Source organism: Calidithermus timidus DSM 17022, assembly GCF_000373205.1.
GTDB lineage: Bacteria > Deinococcota > Deinococci > Deinococcales > Thermaceae > Calidithermus > Calidithermus timidus.
The window spans coordinates 65,485-84,407 of the sequence record NZ_KB890697.1 but is presented as its reverse complement, the minus strand read 5'-3'; the positions used below and the strand labels follow the sequence as shown (position 1 = coordinate 84,407).

Here is an 18,923-nt window from a genome sequence, read left to right as displayed (position 1 = left end):
CTTAATGCAGAGTTAAGCTCTGGTGCGCCCTTGGTAAGGAAGGCAAAAGGCGCAAGCTAGCTTGAACTAGCATTAGCTTATGGCCGAGGTAGCCCCGATGAGCTCGAAATCCACTTCAATCCTCGAGATGCTCAAGGCCATGGTGCAAGCTCAGGCCTCGGACATCCACCTGCAGGTCGGAGCTCCGCCCACCATGCGGGTCTACGGCAAACTCAAGCCTTTTAACAACAAAGTGATGAGTCAGGGGGACATCGAGACCTTCGCCAAGGCCCTGATGACCCCCGAGCAGCAGGAAGAGCTGGAGTACCGCAAGGAACTCGACTTCGCCTTCACCCTTCCGGGACTGGCCCGCTTTCGCTGCAACCTGCTGCACCAGCGCGGCAGCATGGGCATGGTGATCCGGGTGGTCTCCGAGGCCATTCCCGGCTTCGAGGCGCTGGGCCTGCCCAAAGAGGTGATGGAGAGCCTGGCCAACCAGGAGCGCGGCCTGGTGCTGGTGACCGGCCCCACCGGCTCGGGCAAGACCACCACCCTGGCCGCGATGGTCGACTACATCAACCTCCACTCGGCCAAGAACATCATCACCATTGAAGACCCCATCGAGTACCTGCACAAGCACAAGAAGAGCCTGGTCGTGCAGCGCGAGGTTGGCGTGGATACCGACTCCTTCCTCACCGGCTTGAAGTACGCCATGCGCCAGGACCCCGACGTCATCCTCATCGGAGAGATGCGCGACCGCGAGACGGTGGAGGCCGCGATCATGGCTGCCCAGACCGGGCACCTGGTCTTTTCCACCCTGCACACCCTCGACGCCACCCGCACCATCAACCGCATCATCGACTTCTTCCCCCCGCAAGACCACACCCAGATCCGCATCCTGCTGGCCGAGTCGCTGCTGGGTATCCTCTCCCAGCGCCTGGTGCCCCGCGCCGATGGAGGGGGGCGGGTGCTGGCGTTGGAGGTGCTCCTGGCGACCCCGTTGATCCGAGAGCTGATCAAGGACGAGCACAAGACCCCGCAAATCCGCGAGTTCATGTCGCAGGACAACCTGCGCGGCATGCAGACCTTCGAGCAACACCTCTCCAGGCTCTACCAGGAGGGTCTGATCAGCCTCGAGGACGCCGAGCTCACCGCCACCAGCCCTCACGAGCTCAAGCTGTTGCTCACCAAGGCAACGGGAAGAGCGTACTGAAGAGGGCCATTGGCCCTCGATGCTCAGCCAAAGGCTGAGGGTTCGTAGCGTGGGGAGCCCTTCCCCCGGCGCCGGGGGTATGGGCGTTTTGCGTAAGGTGTACGACCCGCGCCCGGCGGGTGTACGTTATACCGGATTCAAAAAGATACTCTTCAAAACCAAAACCCAGAGGCTATCTTTTTGAATCCCAGAGCACTCCCTTCGGTCGGGTTAGTTCGTCACCATTCGGTGACAAACTAACCGAATCTGGTATTAGACTGTCCCCCGGAGGATACGATGCTCGTAACCGGAATGGAAATTCTCAGCAAGGCCCGCAAAGAGGGCTATGGGGTGGGGGCTTTCAACGTCAACAACATGGAGTTCGTGCAGGCAGTGCTCGAGGCCGCCGAGGAGGCCAGGAGCCCGGTGCTGCTGGCCCTTTCCGAAGGGGCCATGAAGTACGGCGGCAAGGCCCTGGTGACCATGGCCCGCGAGCTCGGCCGCGACGCGCGGGTGCCGGTGTGCATCCACCTCGACCACGGCTCCTCCTACGAGTCCTGCCTCAAGGCCATCCAAATGGGCTTCACCAGCGTGATGATCGACAAGTCTCACGAGGACACCGAGACCAACATCCGCGAGACCAAGCGCGTGGTGGAGGCCGCCCACGCCCTGGGCGTGAGCGTGGAGGCCGAGATTGGCCGCCTGGGCGGGGTGGAGGAGCACGTGGTGGTGAGCGCCGAAGATGCCTTCCTGACCAACCCCGAGGAGGCCAAGATGTTCATGGACGCCACCGGTGCCGACTATTTGGCTGTGGCCATCGGCACCTCGCACGGGGCCTACAAAGGCAAGGGTCGTCCCTTCATCGACCATGAGCGCATCAAGGCCATCGCCGCCGCTGTTCCCAACCCGTTGGTGATGCACGGGGCCAGCAGTGTGCCCCAGGAACTCGTCGAGCGCTTCCGCGCCGCCGGGGGCGAGATCGGCGAGGCCGCCGGTATCCACCCCGAGGACATCCAGAAGGGCATCCAGGCCGGCATCGCCAAGATCAACACCGACACCGACCTGCGCCTGGGCTTCGTAGCGGTCATGCGCGAGGTGCTGGGCGGCAGCGCCAAGGAGTTCGACCCGCGCAAGATCCTGGGCCCAGCCCGCGAGGAGATGAAAAAGATCGTCAAAGCCCGTATGGAGCTCTTCGGTTCGGCGGGGAAGGCGTAGGGCCGGGCCCTGTACCCGCCCTAGCCCACCGTGCCCCGTCCTCGGTCGAGCAGGTAGAACACCCCGCCTGCCAGCAGCCCCAGCACGACCGACAAGGCCAGCGCCTCGGCGAAGGGGGTGGCTCCGGGCCGTCCCAGGCGCTCGTAGATGGCGAGGGAGAGGGTAGTCCACTCCGGACGGCGCAGGATGAGCGTGGCCCCGAACTCCCCGATCACGGCGGCCAGGGTCAGGGCTGCTCCTGAGCGCAGGGTGGGCTGGAGCAGGGGCCATTCCACGCGCCACAGACGGCGCCAGGGGCTGGCACCCAGGGTGCGGGCGGCCTCGAGTGCGCTCTTCGGCATGGCCCGCAGCGCCGGGAGCAGCGCACGGCTCAACAGCGGGTAGCTCAGCAGCGCATAGGCCGCGATCAGCAGCAGCAGCGAGCCGCTCAATTGCGGGTAAGTCAGCAGATAGCCCAGCCCCACCAACACCGGGGAGACCAGCAGGGGAAGCATCCCGGTCAGGTCGAGCCAGCGAGGCCCCAAGCGGCGCGGGTGCGGCCCTTCACCGCGCCAGACCGCGTAGGCGTAGAGAAAACCGATGGGAAGGGCCAGCAGCAGGGTCAGCCCGGCGAAGCGCAGGGTGTTCCACAAAGCCTCGCCTGCCGGGGTGAAATCGTCGCTGTTCCAGACGGTAGTGAAGGCCGAGGGGCTTTGCAGCGCCTTGAGCAGCAGGGCCAGCAAGGGGGCGTAGAGCAGGGCAAACCCCAGCCACAGGGCCAGCGCAAGCGCCCAGGCTTTGGGGCGCGGGAGGGGCCGGGGGCCTGCCTCAGGTTGCAATGACAAGGCCAGCCGGGCCTGGGCCCACAGGTACAGCAGCGTGACCCCCGCGCTCACGGTGAGCTGGGCCAGGGCCAGCGCGGTGGCCTCGGGGAAGGCCAGGCGGTAGCTGAGTAGGTTGTAAATCTCCACCTCGAGCGTCGCATAGCGCTGTCCCCCCAACACCAGCGGCAGCCCGAAGCTGCTGAAAGTGTAGAGGAAGGTCAGGCCACCCCCGGCCAGCAATCCCGGAGCCAGCAGGGGAATACCCACCCGCAGGTAGGCCCGCCAGGGCGATGCGCCCAGGGTGCGGGCGGCGGCCAGGGGGGTCTCGAGGCCGGGCAACAGCACCACCAGCAGGCGCAGCACCAGGCCCAGGTTGTAAAACACCGCAGCCCACAGCAAAATCCAGGGTGTTCCCTGCAAGTTGAGCCCCAGCAGGCCCCGGGGACCTGCCAGGGCCAGGAAGCCCAGGGCCACCACGATGGTGGGCAGTACGAAGGGTACCGTCGAGAGCGAGAGCAGGGCCTCCCGTCCTGGAAAGCGGTAGCGGAAGGCGTAGGCCAGGGGCAGGGCCAGCAGGGTGGTGAGGAGGCTCGAGGCCATCCCGTACTCCAGGCTCCACCCCAGCCGTCCCCAGTAGTATGGGTTCCGCAGGGTTTCCCCCAGACCCTCCCCCAGACCCAGCAGCAGCACCCGCGCCAGCGGATAGCCCAGCGCCAGCGCCAAGAAGAGCAGCACGGGCAGGGCCAGCAGAGGGCTCAGGCGCATGCAGCTATTTTCGTCCCTTCTTCACCGCCTCGGGCGATTGTCCCTGTAGCACCACTTTGGTCCACTCGCTCACCCAGCGCTCGCGGTTTTGGGCGATGCTCCGGGGCTCGAGGGTGGCCGGGGCTTTGGGCACCTCGGCCCACTTGAACACCTCGGGCAGCTTGGCGTCCTTGCGGGTGGGGTAGATCCACATCTCGGTGGGGATGCTCTCCTGCACGGGCCTGGAGAGCAGCCAGTCCACGAACTTACGGGCGGCAGCGGGCTGCTTGGTGCCCTTGAGGATGCCCACGAACTCCACCTGCAGGAAGGAACTGCCCGGCAGGAGCAGGTTGCCCGTGGGGGGTTCGTCGAGCTTTTTCTCCGAATAGAACAGCTCGGCGGCGGGGCTGGTCGCATAGCTCACCACCAGCGGGCGGTCGCCGCCGGACTTGGAAAAAGCGGTATAGTAGGCCTCGCTCCAGCCCTTCTCGACGCGCACCCCACCGTCGCGCAGGCTGGCCCAGAAGTCGAGGTAGCCGTCCTCGCCGAAGGTCTTGACCGTAGCCAGCAGGAAGGCCAGCCCCGGCGAGGAGGTGGCCGGGTTGGTCACTACCAGCAGCTTGGCGAACTCGGGCTTGGCCAGCTCGGCGAAGCTTTGGGGTAGGGGCTTGTCCTTGAAGTAGGCCTTGTCGTAGTTGAGCGCCACGTAACCGTAGTCCACCGGCAGGGCGCGGTAGCTCCGGTCGAGCACAAACTCAGGGCGCAGCGCCGGGAGGACGGGGGAGGCGTAAGGCTGGAGGATGTCGGCCTCGAGGGCCAGCGAGAGCTGGGAGTTGTCGAAGCCGTAGATCACGTCGGCCACAGGGGCCGCCTTGCTCAGGATGGCTTTGTTTAACATCTCCCCGGCGTCGCCTGCCTTGAGGAAGCGGAGCTTGATGCCGTTTTTCTGCTCGAACTCGGCCACCAGCTTCTTGTCGAGGTTGAAGCTCTCGTGGCTCAGGATGGTGAGCTGCTGCGCCTGGGCCAACCCCAGCAGGGTCAGCGTCGCCAGAAGAAGCTTTTTGAACATAAAAAATCCCCCTTGTCACCGGAGGGGGCCGAAGGCACGTTGGCCTTGCTCTGTTCCCGTCACGCTCCCTACGCCGGTCCTAACCGGGTCAGGTTCCAAGGGTATCTCTCAGCCTGGCTCTGAGCCAAGCACCCCCGATGACCCCATGAATATACACCCCGCCTCCGGTCCCCGGCGAGGGGGCTTCTACAATTGGCTTCCCACCGTCCGCGCCGCGCGCACCCAGAAGCGGGGAAAGCGCTCTTGAAGCTCTCGGGCAAAGAAAAGGGCCTCGTCGGCATCGTGGGCCAGGCCAAAGACGCTCGAGCCCGAGCCCGACATCAGCACCCCGCGCAGCCCTACGGACTTCAGGTGGAGCTTGAGCTCGGCGATGGCGGGCTCGAGGCGGAAGACGGGAGCCTCAAGGCTGTTCCAGTAGGGCGGATCGCGGCCCAAGCGGAGGGCCTCGAGGATGCCGCCGATGTTGAGCTCGCTCCCCCACTCCTCGGGCCGGAGGGCCCCGTAGGCCGCCGCCGCCGAAACCGCGATGCCCGGATTGACCAGCACCAAGTGGGCCTCCACGACCTCCACCGGCCGTAGGCGCTCCCCCGCGCCCCGCCCTTCGGCCATGCCGCCCAGCAGGAAGAAGGGCACGTCGGCCCCCAGCTTCCGGGCGATGCTGGGAAGGTCGAGGGGGGCAGGGTAGAGCCTGGAGAGGGCCAGCAACACCGTCGCCGCGTCGGAGGAGCCCCCGCCCAGCCCGGCGGCCAGCGGGAGCTTTTTCTCCAGCCGCACCCACACCCCACCGGGCCACCCGGCGGCCTCGAGGTAGGCCTGCGCCGCCCGATAGGCCAGGTTGTCCGCTCCGGTGGGGAGGTCGGCACCGATGACCTCGAGCCCGATCCCTCTCGGGCGTGCCTCGACGCTGAGCCGGTCTCCCAGGTCCAGCGCGGCGAAGAGGGTGTGCAACTCGTGATAGCCACTCTCGAGCCTCCCCACGACGGAAAGGCCCAGGTTGACCTTAGCAGGCGCTAGCAGTTCCACGTGCGGGCCAGCCCTGCGGCGAGCTCGAGGTCTTCGGGGTAGGTCAGCTTGAACATCCGGCGGTCGCCCTCGACCAGCGCCACCGGATGGCCCAGGGCCAGCACGGCCTGTGCGTCGTCACTGTAATCTTGCCCCAGGCGAATGGCCTCGCGGTGGGCCTCGAGCAGCAACTCGCGTCGAAAGCCCTGCGGGGTCTGCACCAGCCGGTAGCGCTCGCGCGGGATCACCGCGCCGTAGGAGCTGGAGCGTTCCTCCACCAAGGTGTCGGGTACCGGGATCGCCAACGTAGCGGCCCCCGTTTGGCCCACCGCCTTCAGCAGCCGCTCGACGGCCTCCCGCACCACGAAGGGCCGGGCCACGTCGTGCACCAGCACCACGTCGCCTGTGGCTTCGCGCAGCATGTTCCACACGCTTTGTTGGCGGGTTGGGCCTCCAGCCACGAAGCGCACGCCGGAGCGCGGGGGCTGGGGGTGGCCGGGGGGTAGGGCTACCAGGATTTCCTCGGCCCAGGCGAAGGCCGAGAGCGCGTGCTCGAGCAAGGTCTTGCCTCCGACCTCGAGGAAAGCCTTGGGGCCGCGCCCCAGGCGTTCGCCCGAACCGGCGGCGGGAAGGAGTACCGAGAGCGACATCAGCCCAAAGGCTACCAGAAAAAGCTAGACATTCTCATAGAGGCTTTGTGTTAGGCTCTTGGGCGTGACGTTTTGGGAAGCCATCCTGCTGGGCGTGCTCGAGGGCCTCACCGAATTCCTGCCCATCTCCTCCACCGGTCACCTCACCCTGGCCGCGCACCTGCTGGGCATCCCCATCGAGAGCGACAACTTCGCCAAAAGTTTTTTGATCGTGATCCAGCTCGGGGCCATCCTGGCGGTGTTGGCGCTCTACCTTCCGCGCTTCCTGCGCGACCTCGAGGTCTGGAAGCGCATCGCCTTTGCCTTCGTCCCCACGGGGGTCATCGGCTTCGGCTTGTATCACTTCATCAAGGAGCGCGTCCTGGGCAACGACCTGGTCGTGGTGTGTGCCCTGATCGGGGTGGGGGTGGCTTTGCTCTTCGTCGACCGCTGGCTCCAGGGCCACAAGAAGTACGACGACATCAACCAGATGCCCCTGGCCCAGGCCGCCCTCATCGGCGTGTTCCAGGGTCTCGCCGCCCTCTTCCCCGGCACCTCGCGCAGTGGAGCCACCATCGTAGGTGGAATGCTCAGCGGCCTCTCGCGCCGGGCTGCCGCCGAGTTCTCCTTCATCCTGGCCGTGCCCACCATGCTCGCCGCCTCCGGCTACGACCTGCTGCAAAGCGCCAGCACCTTCCCCAGGGAGGGCTTTGGAGTCATGGCCATCGGCTTCTTAGCGGCCTTCATCACCGCCCTGCTTACCGTGCGCTGGCTGCTGGGCTTCGTCAGCCGCAACACCTTCGTGCCCTTTGCCATCTACCGCATCGCGCTGGGGCTGGTCTACGCGGCGTTTTTTCTGCGATGAGGTCGATAGCTGATAGCCCATAGCCGAACGCCGAATGTAGGGACTTTTATTCCTCGACCACTTCGGGCTCCTTCCAGCGCACAGCCCTGGGGTATTCCAGGCCCAGCAAGTCCAGCACGCGCTGGGTCATGAAAGCCAGCAGGTCCTCGATGGACCGGGGCCTGGTGTAGAAACCGGGGGCCGCGGGCAGGATGGTGGCTCCGGCCTGGGCGGCCTTGAGCAGGGCCTCGAGCGTCGGTATGGGCAGCGGAGCCTCGCGCGGCACTAAGATCAGTGGACGGCGTTCCTTGAGGTGGACGTAAGCGGCGCGGGTGAGCAGGTTATCGGCGATGCCATAGGCGATCTTGGAAAGCGAAGTGGCGCTGCAGGGCACGACCACCATGCCCAGGGTGCGGAAGGAGCCCGAGGCGATGGAAGCCCCGATATCCTGCGAGCGGTGCACCACGTCGGCCAGCAGTTCCACCTCCTCGGGGTTCTTGCCTATCTCCTCGATCAGCACCCGCTTGGCTCCTTGGGTCATGACCAGGTGAACCTCGAGGCCCTCGATGCGTCGCAGGGTCTGGAGCAGGTCTATGCCATACGCCATCCCCGAGGCCCCGGAGAGCCCCACCACCACCCGCCTGGGCGTCTTGCTCACGCCCCGACTCTATCAGAAGCGCGCGGCAAGGGGTAGCGCCGAATGCCGGAGAAGGCGAAACGCTCTTTACTGCTTCAGCCGGAAGAGACCCAGCCCCTGCACCTCCAGCCGCCCCGAAACTTCCTGGCCCGTGAGCAGGTCGGTGGCTTCGGGCACTTCGAGCACGGTGGGCTCGAGCGCTACGTACACCCGCACCTCCTCGCCCGCGTAGAGGCGCCGGAAGGAGAGCAGCGTGTCGCTGACCGCGAGCGGCTGCAGCCCACCACGCCGGAGGGCAGGGACCGCTTTGCGTAAGGCGATGAGCTGCTTGACCCAGCTGCGCACCTCCCGGTTCCACCTGCGCTCGTCCCAGGGAAAGGTGCCCCGGCACATGGGGTCGCCCACGAAGTCGTCGTAGTCGTTGGCTTGCTCGAGGCCGATCTCGTCGCCGTAGTAGATGCCCGGAGCGCCGGGGAAGCTCAGCAACAGCCCCAGGGCCAGTTTGAACTTCTCCACGTTTCCCCGCAGCCGCCACAGGGGCCGGGGGATATCGTGCGAGCCCAGTAGGGTGTACATGCACTGGCGCACTTGCAGCGGCAGCGCAGTGTAGTGCTCCCACAAAGTTGCCCACGTCTCCTGGGTGCTTAGCTCCACTGGCCAACCGTAGACGTTGCGCCCGCTGAGCCACTCCATGACGGGGTTGGCGAAACCGGCGTAGTGCATGGAGCCGTCGAGGGTATGTTGGCGCAGCCGCTCGGTGGCGTCGAAGAACAGCTCGCCGAAGACGAAGGCCTCGGGGTTCTCCTCGCGGGAGTTGCGGTGGATCAGCCGCAGCAGCTCGGCGTTGCCCCGGTCGGTGCCGCCCTCGCCGATCTGGTGAGCCACGTCCAGCCGCCAGCCATCGGCGCCCTTGCGGATCCAGTGCCGCACTGGGGCGTGATAGCCGTCCAGCCAGCGTCCGACGGTGAGGGGGTTGGCGTAGTCGAGCTTGGGCAGGGTCTTGACCCCGAAGAAAGCGGCATAGCTCCCGTCGGCGTGGAAGGTGAACTGGCCCGCTTCAGGGCTGTCGGGGTCTTTGAGGGCCTTCTGAAAATCGGGGTGAGCGCTGCCGATGTGATTGAACACCCCGTCCAGGACGATTTTCATGCCCCGCGCGTGCAACTCGGCAACCAGGCGCTCGAAAGCCTGGTTACCTCCTAAGCGCGGGTCGGCGTTGAGGTAATCGAACGCGTCGTAGCGGTGCGAGGAAGGGGAGGGGAAGATGGGGGTGAGGTAGAGGGCTTCGACGCCCAAATCCTGTAGGTAGCCCAGCTCCTGGCGGATACCCTCGAGGTCGCCCCCGTAGTGCTGGTGGGCCCCATGCTTAGGATTAACCGGCTCGTCCCAGCCCTTCTTGACGATGGGCCGCCCCTCGTAGACCCATTGCGCCGCCTTGGCCTCGTTGGAGGGGTCGCCATTTTTGAAGCGATCGGGGAAGATCTGGTAAAACACCGCCCCCACCGCCCACTCCGGTACGCTGGGGGCCGAGAGCAGGTGGAAGAAGCGGTCGTAGCGGGGCATCGCCCCGTACAAGCCGCCGCTGGTGACGTAGCGCTTCTCGCGGGTGAGGTAGAAGCAGTAGCGCAGCGGCGAGCTGTACATGGGTACGGTGATCTCGAGCCCCCCCTGCACCGCCTTCAGCGGCCTGCGCTCGATCTCGCCGTAGCGCTCGAGGATCAGATAACCCTCCTTGGCGAGGGTGCGCAGCCGCAGGGTCACTGCTTCCCCCAACTCTGGGGTGAGCGGATCGACGCAAAAGGGTTCCCAGTCGTGATAGTGCATTTGTACCTCGCGTTTTGTCGCGTATCGCCCTACTCCTTCACACTCCCCGCCGTATATCCCGACACAAAGTAGCGCTGGAATCCGTAGAAGGTGAGCAGGATGGGGATGCTGCCCAGCACCGCGGCGGCGGCAAAGAGGCCCCACTTGGTCTGGAACTGACCCGTCGTGAAGTTGCGCAGCCCCATGCCCACCGTCCAGCTATCCGAGCCGGTGAGCAGCAGGTTGGCCAGGATGAACTCGGAGTAGGTGCCCACGAACTGCAAGAGGAAGATGAAGACGAACATCGGTGCCGAAAGGGGCACGAGCACCTTGGTGAAGGCCTGCCACTTGGTGGCCCCGTCGATGAGGGCGGCCTCCTCGAGGCTCTTGGAGATGGACTCGAGGAAGCCCTTGTACACCCAGGTTCCGAAGCTCACGATGCCTCCGGAGTAGGCCAGCACCAGCCCCGCGAAGTTGAGGATAGGGTAGCGCGGGTCCAGAAGGTCCAGGTTCGACATCAGGGTGTAGATGGCGATGAGGCCCAGGAAGCCGGGGAACATCTGCACGAAGATGAACACCAGCAGCATGGGGTAGCGTCCGGGGAAGTTGAAGCGGGCGAAGGCGTAGCCTGCCGTGGCGGTGAGCAGCACCGCCAGCAGCCCGGTGAGCCCCGAGACGAAGAGGGTGTTGCGGATCCAAAGCAAGAACTTGGCCTCGGTGTTGGGACTGGTGAACTGTGCGGGCGAGAGGAAGACGACGAGGGTGAAGAAGGTCAGGGCGAAGGCGACGAGCAGCCGGCTTTGCCTCGAGGCCAGCGGGCTCTCTTCCCGCGTGTCCCCCACCAAGCGGCGGTAGGCAGCGATCCCCAGAGCTCCCAGCAGCGCTGCCGCTGAGAGCAGCACCAGCCCCCATTGGTAGCCGTAGACCACCACCCCATCGAAGAGCCTGGCATAGTTGTCGAAGCTGGCTTTGGCGAAGTCGGGGATGACCCTGGCCCGGATGAGCAGGTTGTCGCTTTGCGGGGGGCTAAAGCGGTAGAGGCTGTTGGTGGGGTCGAAGGAGGCCGCTACGATCTGGAGGATGGGGTAGTAGGCGAAGAGCAGCATCAGCCACATGAACAGGTGAACCAGCCCCTGCCCGAAGAGTGGCCAGGGGCTTTTCTTACGGCCTGAGCGCCGGTTGGCGAAAGCCGTGACCGCCAGGCTGTAGAGCAGGATCAGCGCCACCGCCACCAGCAGACCCCCTAGCGCATAGATCCAGCCGTTCTCCACGCGCACGAAGCCGAAGGGGGTGTTGGGCTGGATGCGCTCCAAAAGCCCCAATCCCCCCGGCACCCCCGGCAAGTTCAGACCCAAGACATAGCCGAACACCACCCACGCCGCAATACCCGCCGTGACCAGCCAGACCAGCACATTGCCGATCATCAGCGCACCTCCCGCAACGCCCCGGTGACCCGGAAGTTGACCAAGCTGATGGCCACGGTGATGAAGAAGATGATCACCGAGATGGCCCCGCCCAGCCCGTAAGCTTGCCCGCCGTCGGCCTGAAAGGCGGTCTTATAGGCCCAGGTGATGAGGATGTCTCCGGCCTGCGCCGTGGAGGGGCGGCCTTCGACGCCCGGCTGGGCTCCCATGAGGTAGATCAGGCCGAAGTTGTTGAAGTTGTAGGCGAAGGAGCCCAGCAAGAGCGGGATGAAGGGCTGGCGCAGCAGGGGCAGGGTGATGCCGGTGAGCGTCTGCCAGCCTGTGGCTCCGTCGATCCTCGCCGCTTCGTACACGTCCTCGGGGATGGTCGAGAGCGCGCCCAGCGTGGCGGTCATCCAGTAGGGAAAGCCCAGCCACAAGCTGATGAGCAGGGCCGATACCTTGAACCACTCGGGGTCGGTGAGCCAGGGGATGGGGTACGAGCCCAGCAGGCCCAGGAGGCGGTTGATGGGGCCAAACTGTACGTTGAGCATGGCCGAGAAAACCTGCACGCTGATCACCACGGGCATGGCCCAGGAGACGATGAGCGCCGTGCGGTAGAAGCCTCGCAGCCTGAGGTTCTTGTTGTTGAGCATCAGGCCGATTACCAAACCCAGCAGCGCGCTGATGAACACGGTGGACGAGGCGAACACCACGTTCCAGATGAACACCGGCAGCAAGATGGTGCCAGCCTGACTGAAGATGCGCACGTAGTTTTCGAAGCCGATGAAGGAATAATTGTTGACCCGGTAGGCCAGCGTGGGTGTGAAGCCGGGGGCTCGAGCCAGCTCGACGATGGCCCCGTCGGCCTCGAGCACGCCGACCCGGACCCGCTGGGTGTCGCTGGTGAGCTCGAGCTGCACCCCCGCACACCTAGGCTCGTCACAGCGAAGCGCATCCGCCGCCGGCTGGGCCAGCACCAGTCTTCTTCCTTCGATCCGGACAACCTGGGTTTCGGTCGAGCGGTCGGCCTTGCCGTTGTTGCGAATGCCGTTGTAGTTGGTGAAACCGAAATAAACCGTCAGGATGATGGGATAAAAAGTGAACGCCAACAGAAAGCTGATGGCGGGCAGCAGGTAATACCAGTCGGTGATGAAGGGAAAGCGCCGGGCGATGAGGATGAGCAGGGGGATGAAGACGACGGCGCTGAAGATCAGCACCAGATAACCGGGATAGGGGTTCTCGATGGACCTGGGGAAAGCAGCCTGCAAGCCCCAGAAGACCAGCAGCCCGGCAAGGAAGGAGCCCCCCAGCGCCCCTGCCAAAAGCCCGATGGACAGGAGAAAACCGCGCGCACCCTGCGGAGATCGGTACATGCATCCCTCCTAAAAACAGCCCTCCGCCCAGATCGTACTGCCCAGCGAAGGGCCCTGCTTCTGAAAAAAAGCCCCCGCCGAGGCGGGGCGGGGGCCGGCTAGAAGCTACTTCGAGCCAATTCCCTTGCGGATTTCGGCCACCATGTCCTCTATGATCTTGGTTACGTTGGTATCGGGCTTCTGGATGGCCTGGCTGATGGCGTTGCCCCACGGGCCCCACACCTTGCCCATCTCGGGGATGTTGGGCATGGGCGTGCCGCTGGCGATGACGGGCGAGAAGCCGGCCACTACGGGATCGTTCTTCAGCTTGGCCACCGCGGCCTTGGAGACGGGGATGCGCCCACCGGCTTGGTTGAAGGCGATCTGGCTGTTCTCGCTCACCAACAGCTTGGCGAAGTTGGCGGCAGCGGTCTTGTTTCGTGAGTAGGCGTTCATGGCCACGCCCTGCACGCCCACGAAGGGCTTCCAGGCCGAGCCGCCGGGGGGAGCGGGGAAGGAGGCGATGCCGAAGTCGATTTTGGCCTTCTTGTAATCACCGATGGCCCAGGGGCCGTTGATGATCATCGCCAGCGAGCCATCCTTGAAGGCCCCGTCGGCCACGCCGTAGTCCACACCCTCGGGAACCAGCTTGTACTTGTAGCGCAGGTCCTTGATGAAGTTCAGGGCCTTCTGCCCGGCTTCGCCGCCCAGGCGCAGGTCGCCCACGTTGAGGCTGCCCCCCCTCTTGGCGAACACGCTGGCGCCGTAGGCGGTGAAGAAGCCGTAGTTGAAGTAGGGGTCGCCGATGTTGTAGAGGAAGCCAAAGGTATTGCCCTTGGTGTTTTCCTGGGCGAGCTTGAGGAACTCGTCCCAGGTTTTGGGAGCGCTCTTGACGAACTTCTTGTTGTAGATCAGCGCCACCGACTCGGCGAACATGGGCAGCGCGAAGAGCTGGTTGCGGTAGGTCAGGGCCTCCACCGCTACGTCATCGAGGCCCTTTACGTAGCTGGCGGTGGCGTACTTGCCCATGGGCTCGAGCACGCCCGCCGCCGCCATGGCCCCCACCCAGTCGTGGGGGATGCTCACGATCAGGTCGGCAGCCTGGCCCTGAGGAGCGCCCAGGATGAACTTGTTTTGGATATCCCCGAAGGGCACCTCGACCACTTCGACCTTGGTGCCGCTGGATTTTTCAAAGCTCGCAGCCGTCTTCTTCAACCACTCTAGCTCGGGGCCGCTGTAGTGCGTCCACACCGTTAGTTTCCCCTGAGCCATTGCCAGGCCCATGACGACGCCCAGCACGACAAGCCAGCTTTTCCTCATACTTCCTCCTAGCTCAGACGCGAACATGGGAACGCTTCCACGGCGTTTCCAAAATTTCCTTCAGCGCGTCACCGCAAATCTTACACGCCCTACCACGAGGCGTAAAGGGGTACAAAAGCCCCACCTCGAGCCGATTCGTAGGCCATTTTGTTCACTCTTCAAACAAAGGGCATCGACGGCGATTGTCGGCCCCGCTGCTATTTGCGCGGCGGCTGCGCCGGGCGCAGCTCGAGCTGCCCCGGCATCACCCGCGGATTGCTCTTGAGCACGTACAGAACGGCCTGAGCCACGTCCTCGGGCTGGATTTTCCAGGCGGCATCGGCGCTGTTGCCACCGAAGGCGGTGTTGACCGAGCCCGGCAGCACGGTGCTCACGCGGATACCCAGGTAGCGCAAATCCTGCATGATGGCCTCGGAAAAGCCGATGAGGCCGAACTTGCTCGCGTTGTAGGCGCTACCACCCGCGAAGGCGTTCTTCCCGGCCAGCGAGCCGATGTTGACGATGTGACCACCACCGCGGCGCTGCATGGCGGGCACGGCGGCCTTGGTCGCCAGGAAGGGGCCGGTGAGATTGGTTTCGAGTACCACCCGCCAATCCTCGATATTCATTTCCTGCACGGGCTTGAAGACCCCGATCCCGGCGTTGTTGATCAGGTAGTCCAGCCCGCCGAAGCGTTCCTCGAGCCGGGCTACGGCCCGCTCGAGGTCGGCGAACTGGGTCACGTCTCCCGGCAAAGCTAAGGCCCCCTCGCCCAGCTCGACGGCCAGAGCCTCGAGCTGGGCCCGGTTGCGCGCCAGCAGCCCTACCCTCACCCCTTCGCTCACGAGCTGTCGGGCGATTTCCCTGCCAATGCCTTTGGAAGCCCCGGTGACGAGCGCGACTTTTTCGTTCATACGCCAATTTTAAGCTTGTGGGCCCGGCCTATCGGGTCAGCCCGCGCAAGCCCCTAGCTTTAGCTATGGGGTAGTTGATACCGGATTCAAAAAGATAATCACCCAAACCAAAGACCTTCAGAGGCTATCTTTTTGAATCCTAGAGCACTCCCTTCGGTCGGGTCAGTTCGTTCCCATTCGGGAACGAACTGACCGAATCTGGTATGACTACTTGCGGATTGCGTATCCTGCCCCCTCGATGGCCGCGATCACGCGCTGCATGTAGGCGTCGGTTTCGGCGTCGGTGAGGGTGCGTTCCGGGTGACGGAAGCTGAGGTGGAAGGCCATGCTCTTGTGGCCGGGCTCGAGTGGGCTTCCCCGGTAGACGTCGAAGATCTGCAGGCTCTCGAGCCTTTCGCCTGCATTGGCCCGGATGATGCGCTCGAGCTCGCTGTAGGGCACGGCCTCGGGCACCACCACCGCCAGGTCGCGCAGGGAAGCCGGGTACTTGGCGACGTCCTTGAAGGCCGTCTTGGCCTTGGGGAGGGGCAGTTCGAGCTCGACCACGTACGCCGTAGGCAGCTCGGCCTGCGCGGCGATGGCAGGGTGCAACTGCCCGATGGAACCCACCTTCCGCCCGTTCCAGTACACCGCGCCCGAGACGCCCGGGTGCAGGTGGGCGAAGCCCTCCTTCTCGACGCGCAGCGTGGCCCCCAGGTGCGCGGCGGCGCTTTCCAGGAGCCCCTTGAGTGCGTAGAAGCCGCCCGCGAGCCCTGGCTGCCACAAGCCCGGTACCGCCTCGCCCGAGAGCAGCATCCCTAGCCGGGTGGTCTCGGTCTGGTTGAACACGTTGCCGATCTCGAAGAGCAGGAAGGGGCCTTCCTCGCCCTGAGCGAGGTTGAGCTTGAGGTTGTGCAGCAGGCCCGGATAGATGGCGGTGCGCAGGTGGGTGCGGTCTGAAGCCTGGGGGTTGGCCAGGGCCACGGTGGGCGCGGGAGCTTGGTACTTCGCCAGCTCTTCGGGGCTGCTCCAGGAGTAGTTCACCACTTCCTGGAAACCCAGGCCCACCAGCACGCGCTTGAGCTGTTCCTTGGCCTCATAAGGCTCGTCCACGCCCAGGTTGTCGGGAGCCGGGAAGAAGGAGGGGAGGGTGAGGGGAATCTTGTCGTAGCCGATGATCCGGGCCACCTCCTCGACCAAATCCTCCTCGATGTCGATGTCCATGCGGTAGCTGGGAGGTGTGACCTGGTAGGGTTCCGCGTCGCCTGCTACCTGGAAGCCCAGGCGCTCGAGGGCATCGAGCTGCTCGTCCTCTGCGAAGCTCGAGCCGATCAGCCGGTTGGCCTGGCTGGGACGGAATGCGATGGGCCTAGGGGGCTGGGTGTGGTTGAGGTCGATGCGCTCCTCGGCGACCTCAACCCCCTCGCCCTGCCACTGCTGCAGCAGCTCCATGAAGCGCAGGGCGGCCCGCACCTGACCATCCTTGTCCACCCCGCGCTCGAAGCGGTAACTGGCCTCGGTCTTGAGCCCCTGGCGCTTGGAAGTGCGCCGGATGGAGATGGGGTCGAAGCGGGCTACCTCGAGCGCTACCTCGGTGGTGTCCTCGCGCACCTCAGCGTGGGAGCCACCCATCACGCCCGCGATGCCCTCGGGGATGTTCTGCCCCCCCTGCTCGACGGTGATGAGCAGGTCGCGCTCGTCGAGTTCACGTTCTATCCCGTCGAGCGTGACCAGCTTTTCGCCCCTCTTGGCCCGCCGCACCCGGATGCCTTCGCCGATGAAGCGGGCGTCGTAGGCGTGGATGGGGTTGCCCAGCTCGAGCATGGTGTAGTTGGTCGCGTCCACCACCAGGCTGATGGGGCGCATCCCGGCGGCATACAGGCGGCGCTGGGCGACGAGGGGTGAGGGGGTGTTCCTGATCCCCCTGGCGTAGGAGAGCGTGAAGCGCTCGCAGCCCTGGGGGTCCTCGATCCAGACCTGGAAGGGGAGGGGGATCTTGCTGGTGCGGGGCTTGGGGTCAGGGTGGAGGAGAGTCATACCCAGCGCGGCCAGGTCGCGAGCAGTGCCATAGACCGAGAGTACGTCGGCGCGATTGGGGGTGATCTCGATCTCGATCACCTGGTCGTCGGGCCAGGCCTCGGCCAGCGGGGTGCCGGGCGGCAGCGCGTCGGCGGGGAACTCCATCAGCCCGCCGGCGTACTCGCCCACCGCCAACTCCTTGGCCGAGAGGGCCATGCCGTAAGACTCCAGGCCCTGGATCTTCCTCACCGCAATCTCGAGGCCCCCTGGCAGGACCGCTCCCGGCAGGGCCAGCGCCACCCCCATTCCCGCCCTGACGTTGGGCGCACCCGAGATCACCTGCACTTCCCGTCCCACGTCGAGGATGAGCTTCTTCACCTCCGCGCCGGGAATCTCCTCGACCGAGAGTACCCTGGCGAACACCACCATGCGGTGAGGAGCGCTTAGGCGCTCGATGGCTTCGGTTTCGTGCCCCAGCCCGGCGAGCAATTCCTCGAGCCGCTCGGGTCTGGGTGCGTCGGGCAAGAACTCTTTGAGCCAGCTATAGACGATTCGCATGAACACCTCGCGGATGGCCGGCGGCTGATAGCTGATGGTGGAAGAGCGCTACCGGCTACCGGGCTATTTGGCTATCAGCCATTCTTGAACTGCCGCAGGAAGGAGAGCCGGTTTTGCTGATAGAAGTAGCGGATATCTGGGATGCCGTAGCGCAGCAGGGCCAGCCGCTCGATGCCGAAGCCGAAGGCCCAGCCCCTCATGCCCTCGTAGGCGCGGGGCAGCCCCATCTTCTGGCGGTAGTCGTCCACGGCCTTGAAGACGTTGGGATGCACCATACCGGCCCCGCCGAGCTCGAGCCACTTCTCACGCTCGGCCCACCACATGGCGAACTGGGCCCCCGGTTCGACGAAGGGGAAAAAGGTGGGCTGGAAGCGAACTTTGGCCTCGGGGCCGAAGAGCCCTTTGGCCAACTCGGTGATGGCTCCCTTGAGGTCGGCCATGGTGATGGTGGGCCCCACCACCAGGCCCTCGAGCTGGAAGAACATGGCCTCGTGCGAGGCGTCGGTTTGCTCGTAGCGGAACACCCGGCCCGGCACCACGATCTTGAAGGGCGGGGTGTGCTGGATCATGTAGCGCACCTGCATGGGCGAGGTGTGGGTGCGCAGCAGAGCGCCGCCGAGGTTGCCCACGTCCTCGCCGAAGGGCCCGCGGATGGTGAAGTGCTCGGGCTTGTGCAGCCAGAAGGTGTCCTGCATGTCGCGCGCAGGGTGCCACTCGGGCATGTTGACCCCGTCGAAGTTGAAGAACTCACTCTCGACTTCGGGGCCCTCGACCACGCTGTGGCCCATCCGGCGGAAGATGCCGAGGAGTTCCTGCAGGATCTGGCTGGTAAGGTGCAGCCCGCCGGTGGGGAAAGCATAGCCGGGCAGGGAGACGTCGAGGGCTTCTTTGTCGAGCTGCTCCTGCAAGGCTTTCTCGCGCAACATGGCTTCACGGGCCTCTATGGCAGCCTCCAGCCTCCCCTTGGCCTCGTTGAGTTGCCGCCCCCGCTCCCTGCGCTCTTCGGGTGCGAGGCTACCCAGCGTCTTCATCTGCTGGGTCAGCAGGCCGTTCTTGCCCAGGTACTGCACCTTGAGGCTTTGCAGGGCCTCGAGGCTACCGGCGGCTTCGATCTGTCTGAGGGCCGAGTCTACGTCCATCATTCCTCCATCCAAAACTCCGTGGGCACCTTAACGACGACGGGCGGCACGAGGCCGCCCGCGAGAGTGAAAGCACCACTCCCGCGGGCTACCTAAAAAACCACCTCCAGGCCCACATGTTGCCTATGAGCTTAACCCGAGCCGCCCGCTTTCTCAAGAGGTGGTCAGATGTCACAGGGCATGGGCTGAGCAGTGGGTAGGCTTAGCTTGTTCTGGGTGCACCGGGACGGGGGCTAAAACTTTACGAGCTGTGCGCTCTTGCGTCGTCGCCTTTGCGTCTTGCGGATACTCGTGCTGACCGATCTCGAGCCTATGAGGGTGAAGTGGAGCGAACCACTTCGCC

The 18,923-nt window shown here is 65.0% G+C and carries 15 protein-coding genes and 1 riboswitch; of the genes, 3 read left to right on the top strand and 12 right to left on the bottom strand.

Annotation, left to right across the window (positions count from 1 at the left end):
* Nucleotides 1-79: 79 nt before the first annotated feature.
* Together B047_RS0109495 and fba are read left to right on the top strand one after the other, a co-directional pair.
* Nucleotides 80-1,192 (top strand): type IV pilus twitching motility protein PilT, encoded by a 1,113-nt coding sequence (locus tag B047_RS0109495; protein WP_018466722.1) that lies wholly within the window; start codon nt 80-82, stop codon nt 1,190-1,192.
* Nucleotides 1,193-1,468: 276 nt separating this feature from the next.
* On the top strand, nt 1,469-2,386 hold the full coding sequence (gene fba, locus B047_RS0109490; RefSeq protein ID WP_026234774.1) for a class II fructose-1,6-bisphosphate aldolase: 918 nt from the start codon (nt 1,469-1,471) through the stop codon (nt 2,384-2,386).
* Between the two features lie 20 nt (nt 2,387-2,406).
* On the opposite strand, the gene B047_RS0109485 is transcribed toward fba, so the two are convergent.
* The 4 genes from B047_RS0109485 to ispD all read right to left on the bottom strand — a co-directional run bounded on the left by B047_RS0109485 (nt 2,407) and on the right by ispD (nt 6,654).
* Nucleotides 2,407-3,954, bottom strand: a complete 1,548-nt coding sequence (locus B047_RS0109485; RefSeq protein WP_018466720.1) for an ABC transporter permease — start codon at nt 3,952-3,954, stop codon at nt 2,407-2,409.
* 4 nt (nt 3,955-3,958) lie between these two features.
* Nucleotides 3,959-5,002, bottom strand: a complete 1,044-nt coding sequence (locus tag B047_RS0109480; protein WP_018466719.1) for a thiamine ABC transporter substrate-binding protein — start codon at nt 5,000-5,002, stop codon at nt 3,959-3,961.
* 47 nt (nt 5,003-5,049) lie between these two features.
* A riboswitch (TPP riboswitch) is annotated at nt 5,050-5,148 on the bottom strand.
* Between the two features lie 40 nt (nt 5,149-5,188).
* Nucleotides 5,189-6,025: a 4-(cytidine 5'-diphospho)-2-C-methyl-D-erythritol kinase gene (gene ispE / locus B047_RS0109475; protein ID WP_018466718.1), complete on the bottom strand. Its 837-nt coding sequence runs from the start codon at nt 6,023-6,025 to the stop codon at nt 5,189-5,191.
* The gene (gene ispD / locus B047_RS0109470; protein WP_018466717.1) at nt 6,013-6,654 is read right to left on the bottom strand and encodes a 2-C-methyl-D-erythritol 4-phosphate cytidylyltransferase; all 642 of its coding nucleotides are present in this window, start codon (nt 6,652-6,654) and stop codon (nt 6,013-6,015) included. The genes ispE and ispD overlap by 13 nt, the downstream gene beginning before the upstream one ends.
* A 64-nt stretch (nt 6,655-6,718) precedes the next feature.
* Here ispD and B047_RS0109465 point away from each other — a divergent pair, with 64 nt between their 5' ends.
* Entirely contained in the window at nt 6,719-7,498 is a 780-nt protein-coding gene (locus B047_RS0109465; RefSeq protein WP_018466716.1) for an undecaprenyl-diphosphate phosphatase, read from the top strand.
* A 46-nt stretch (nt 7,499-7,544) separates the two neighbouring features.
* Here B047_RS0109465 and B047_RS0109460 read toward each other — a convergent pair whose 3' ends face one another.
* The 8 genes from B047_RS0109460 to pheS form a co-directional block, all read right to left on the bottom strand.
* A complete protein-coding gene (locus B047_RS0109460) occupies nt 7,545-8,135 on the bottom strand; it encodes a UbiX family flavin prenyltransferase (protein WP_018466715.1) in 591 nt (196 codons plus the stop codon).
* Between the two features lie 66 nt (nt 8,136-8,201).
* On the bottom strand, nt 8,202-9,935 hold the full coding sequence (locus B047_RS0109455) for a glycoside hydrolase family 13 protein (protein ID WP_018466714.1): 1,734 nt from the start codon (nt 9,933-9,935) through the stop codon (nt 8,202-8,204).
* A gap of 29 nt (nt 9,936-9,964) precedes the next feature.
* On the bottom strand, nt 9,965-11,338 hold the full coding sequence (locus tag B047_RS0109450) for a sugar ABC transporter permease (protein WP_018466713.1): 1,374 nt from the start codon (nt 11,336-11,338) through the stop codon (nt 9,965-9,967).
* Nucleotides 11,338-12,693, bottom strand: a complete 1,356-nt coding sequence (locus B047_RS0109445) for an ABC transporter permease subunit (protein WP_018466712.1) — start codon at nt 12,691-12,693, stop codon at nt 11,338-11,340. Before B047_RS0109445 ends, B047_RS0109450 begins: the two co-directional genes overlap by 1 nt.
* A gap of 105 nt (nt 12,694-12,798) precedes the next feature.
* Nucleotides 12,799-13,992 carry a sugar ABC transporter substrate-binding protein gene (locus tag B047_RS0109440; protein ID WP_026234772.1) on the bottom strand — a complete coding sequence of 398 codons (1,194 nt, stop codon included), beginning with the start codon at nt 13,990-13,992 and terminating at the stop codon, nt 12,799-12,801.
* 197 nt (nt 13,993-14,189) lie between these two features.
* Nucleotides 14,190-14,885, bottom strand: a complete 696-nt coding sequence (locus B047_RS0109435; RefSeq protein ID WP_018466710.1) for an SDR family oxidoreductase — start codon at nt 14,883-14,885, stop codon at nt 14,190-14,192.
* A 207-nt stretch (nt 14,886-15,092) separates the two neighbouring features.
* Complete coding sequence (gene pheT, locus B047_RS0109430; protein ID WP_026234771.1) at nt 15,093-17,441, bottom strand: phenylalanine--tRNA ligase subunit beta; 2,349 nt, start codon at nt 17,439-17,441, stop codon at nt 15,093-15,095.
* 74 nt (nt 17,442-17,515) lie between these two features.
* Nucleotides 17,516-18,580 (bottom strand): phenylalanine--tRNA ligase subunit alpha, encoded by a 1,065-nt coding sequence (pheS, locus tag B047_RS0109425; RefSeq protein ID WP_084784986.1) that lies wholly within the window; start codon nt 18,578-18,580, stop codon nt 17,516-17,518.
* Between the last annotated feature and the right edge of the window lie 343 nt (nt 18,581-18,923).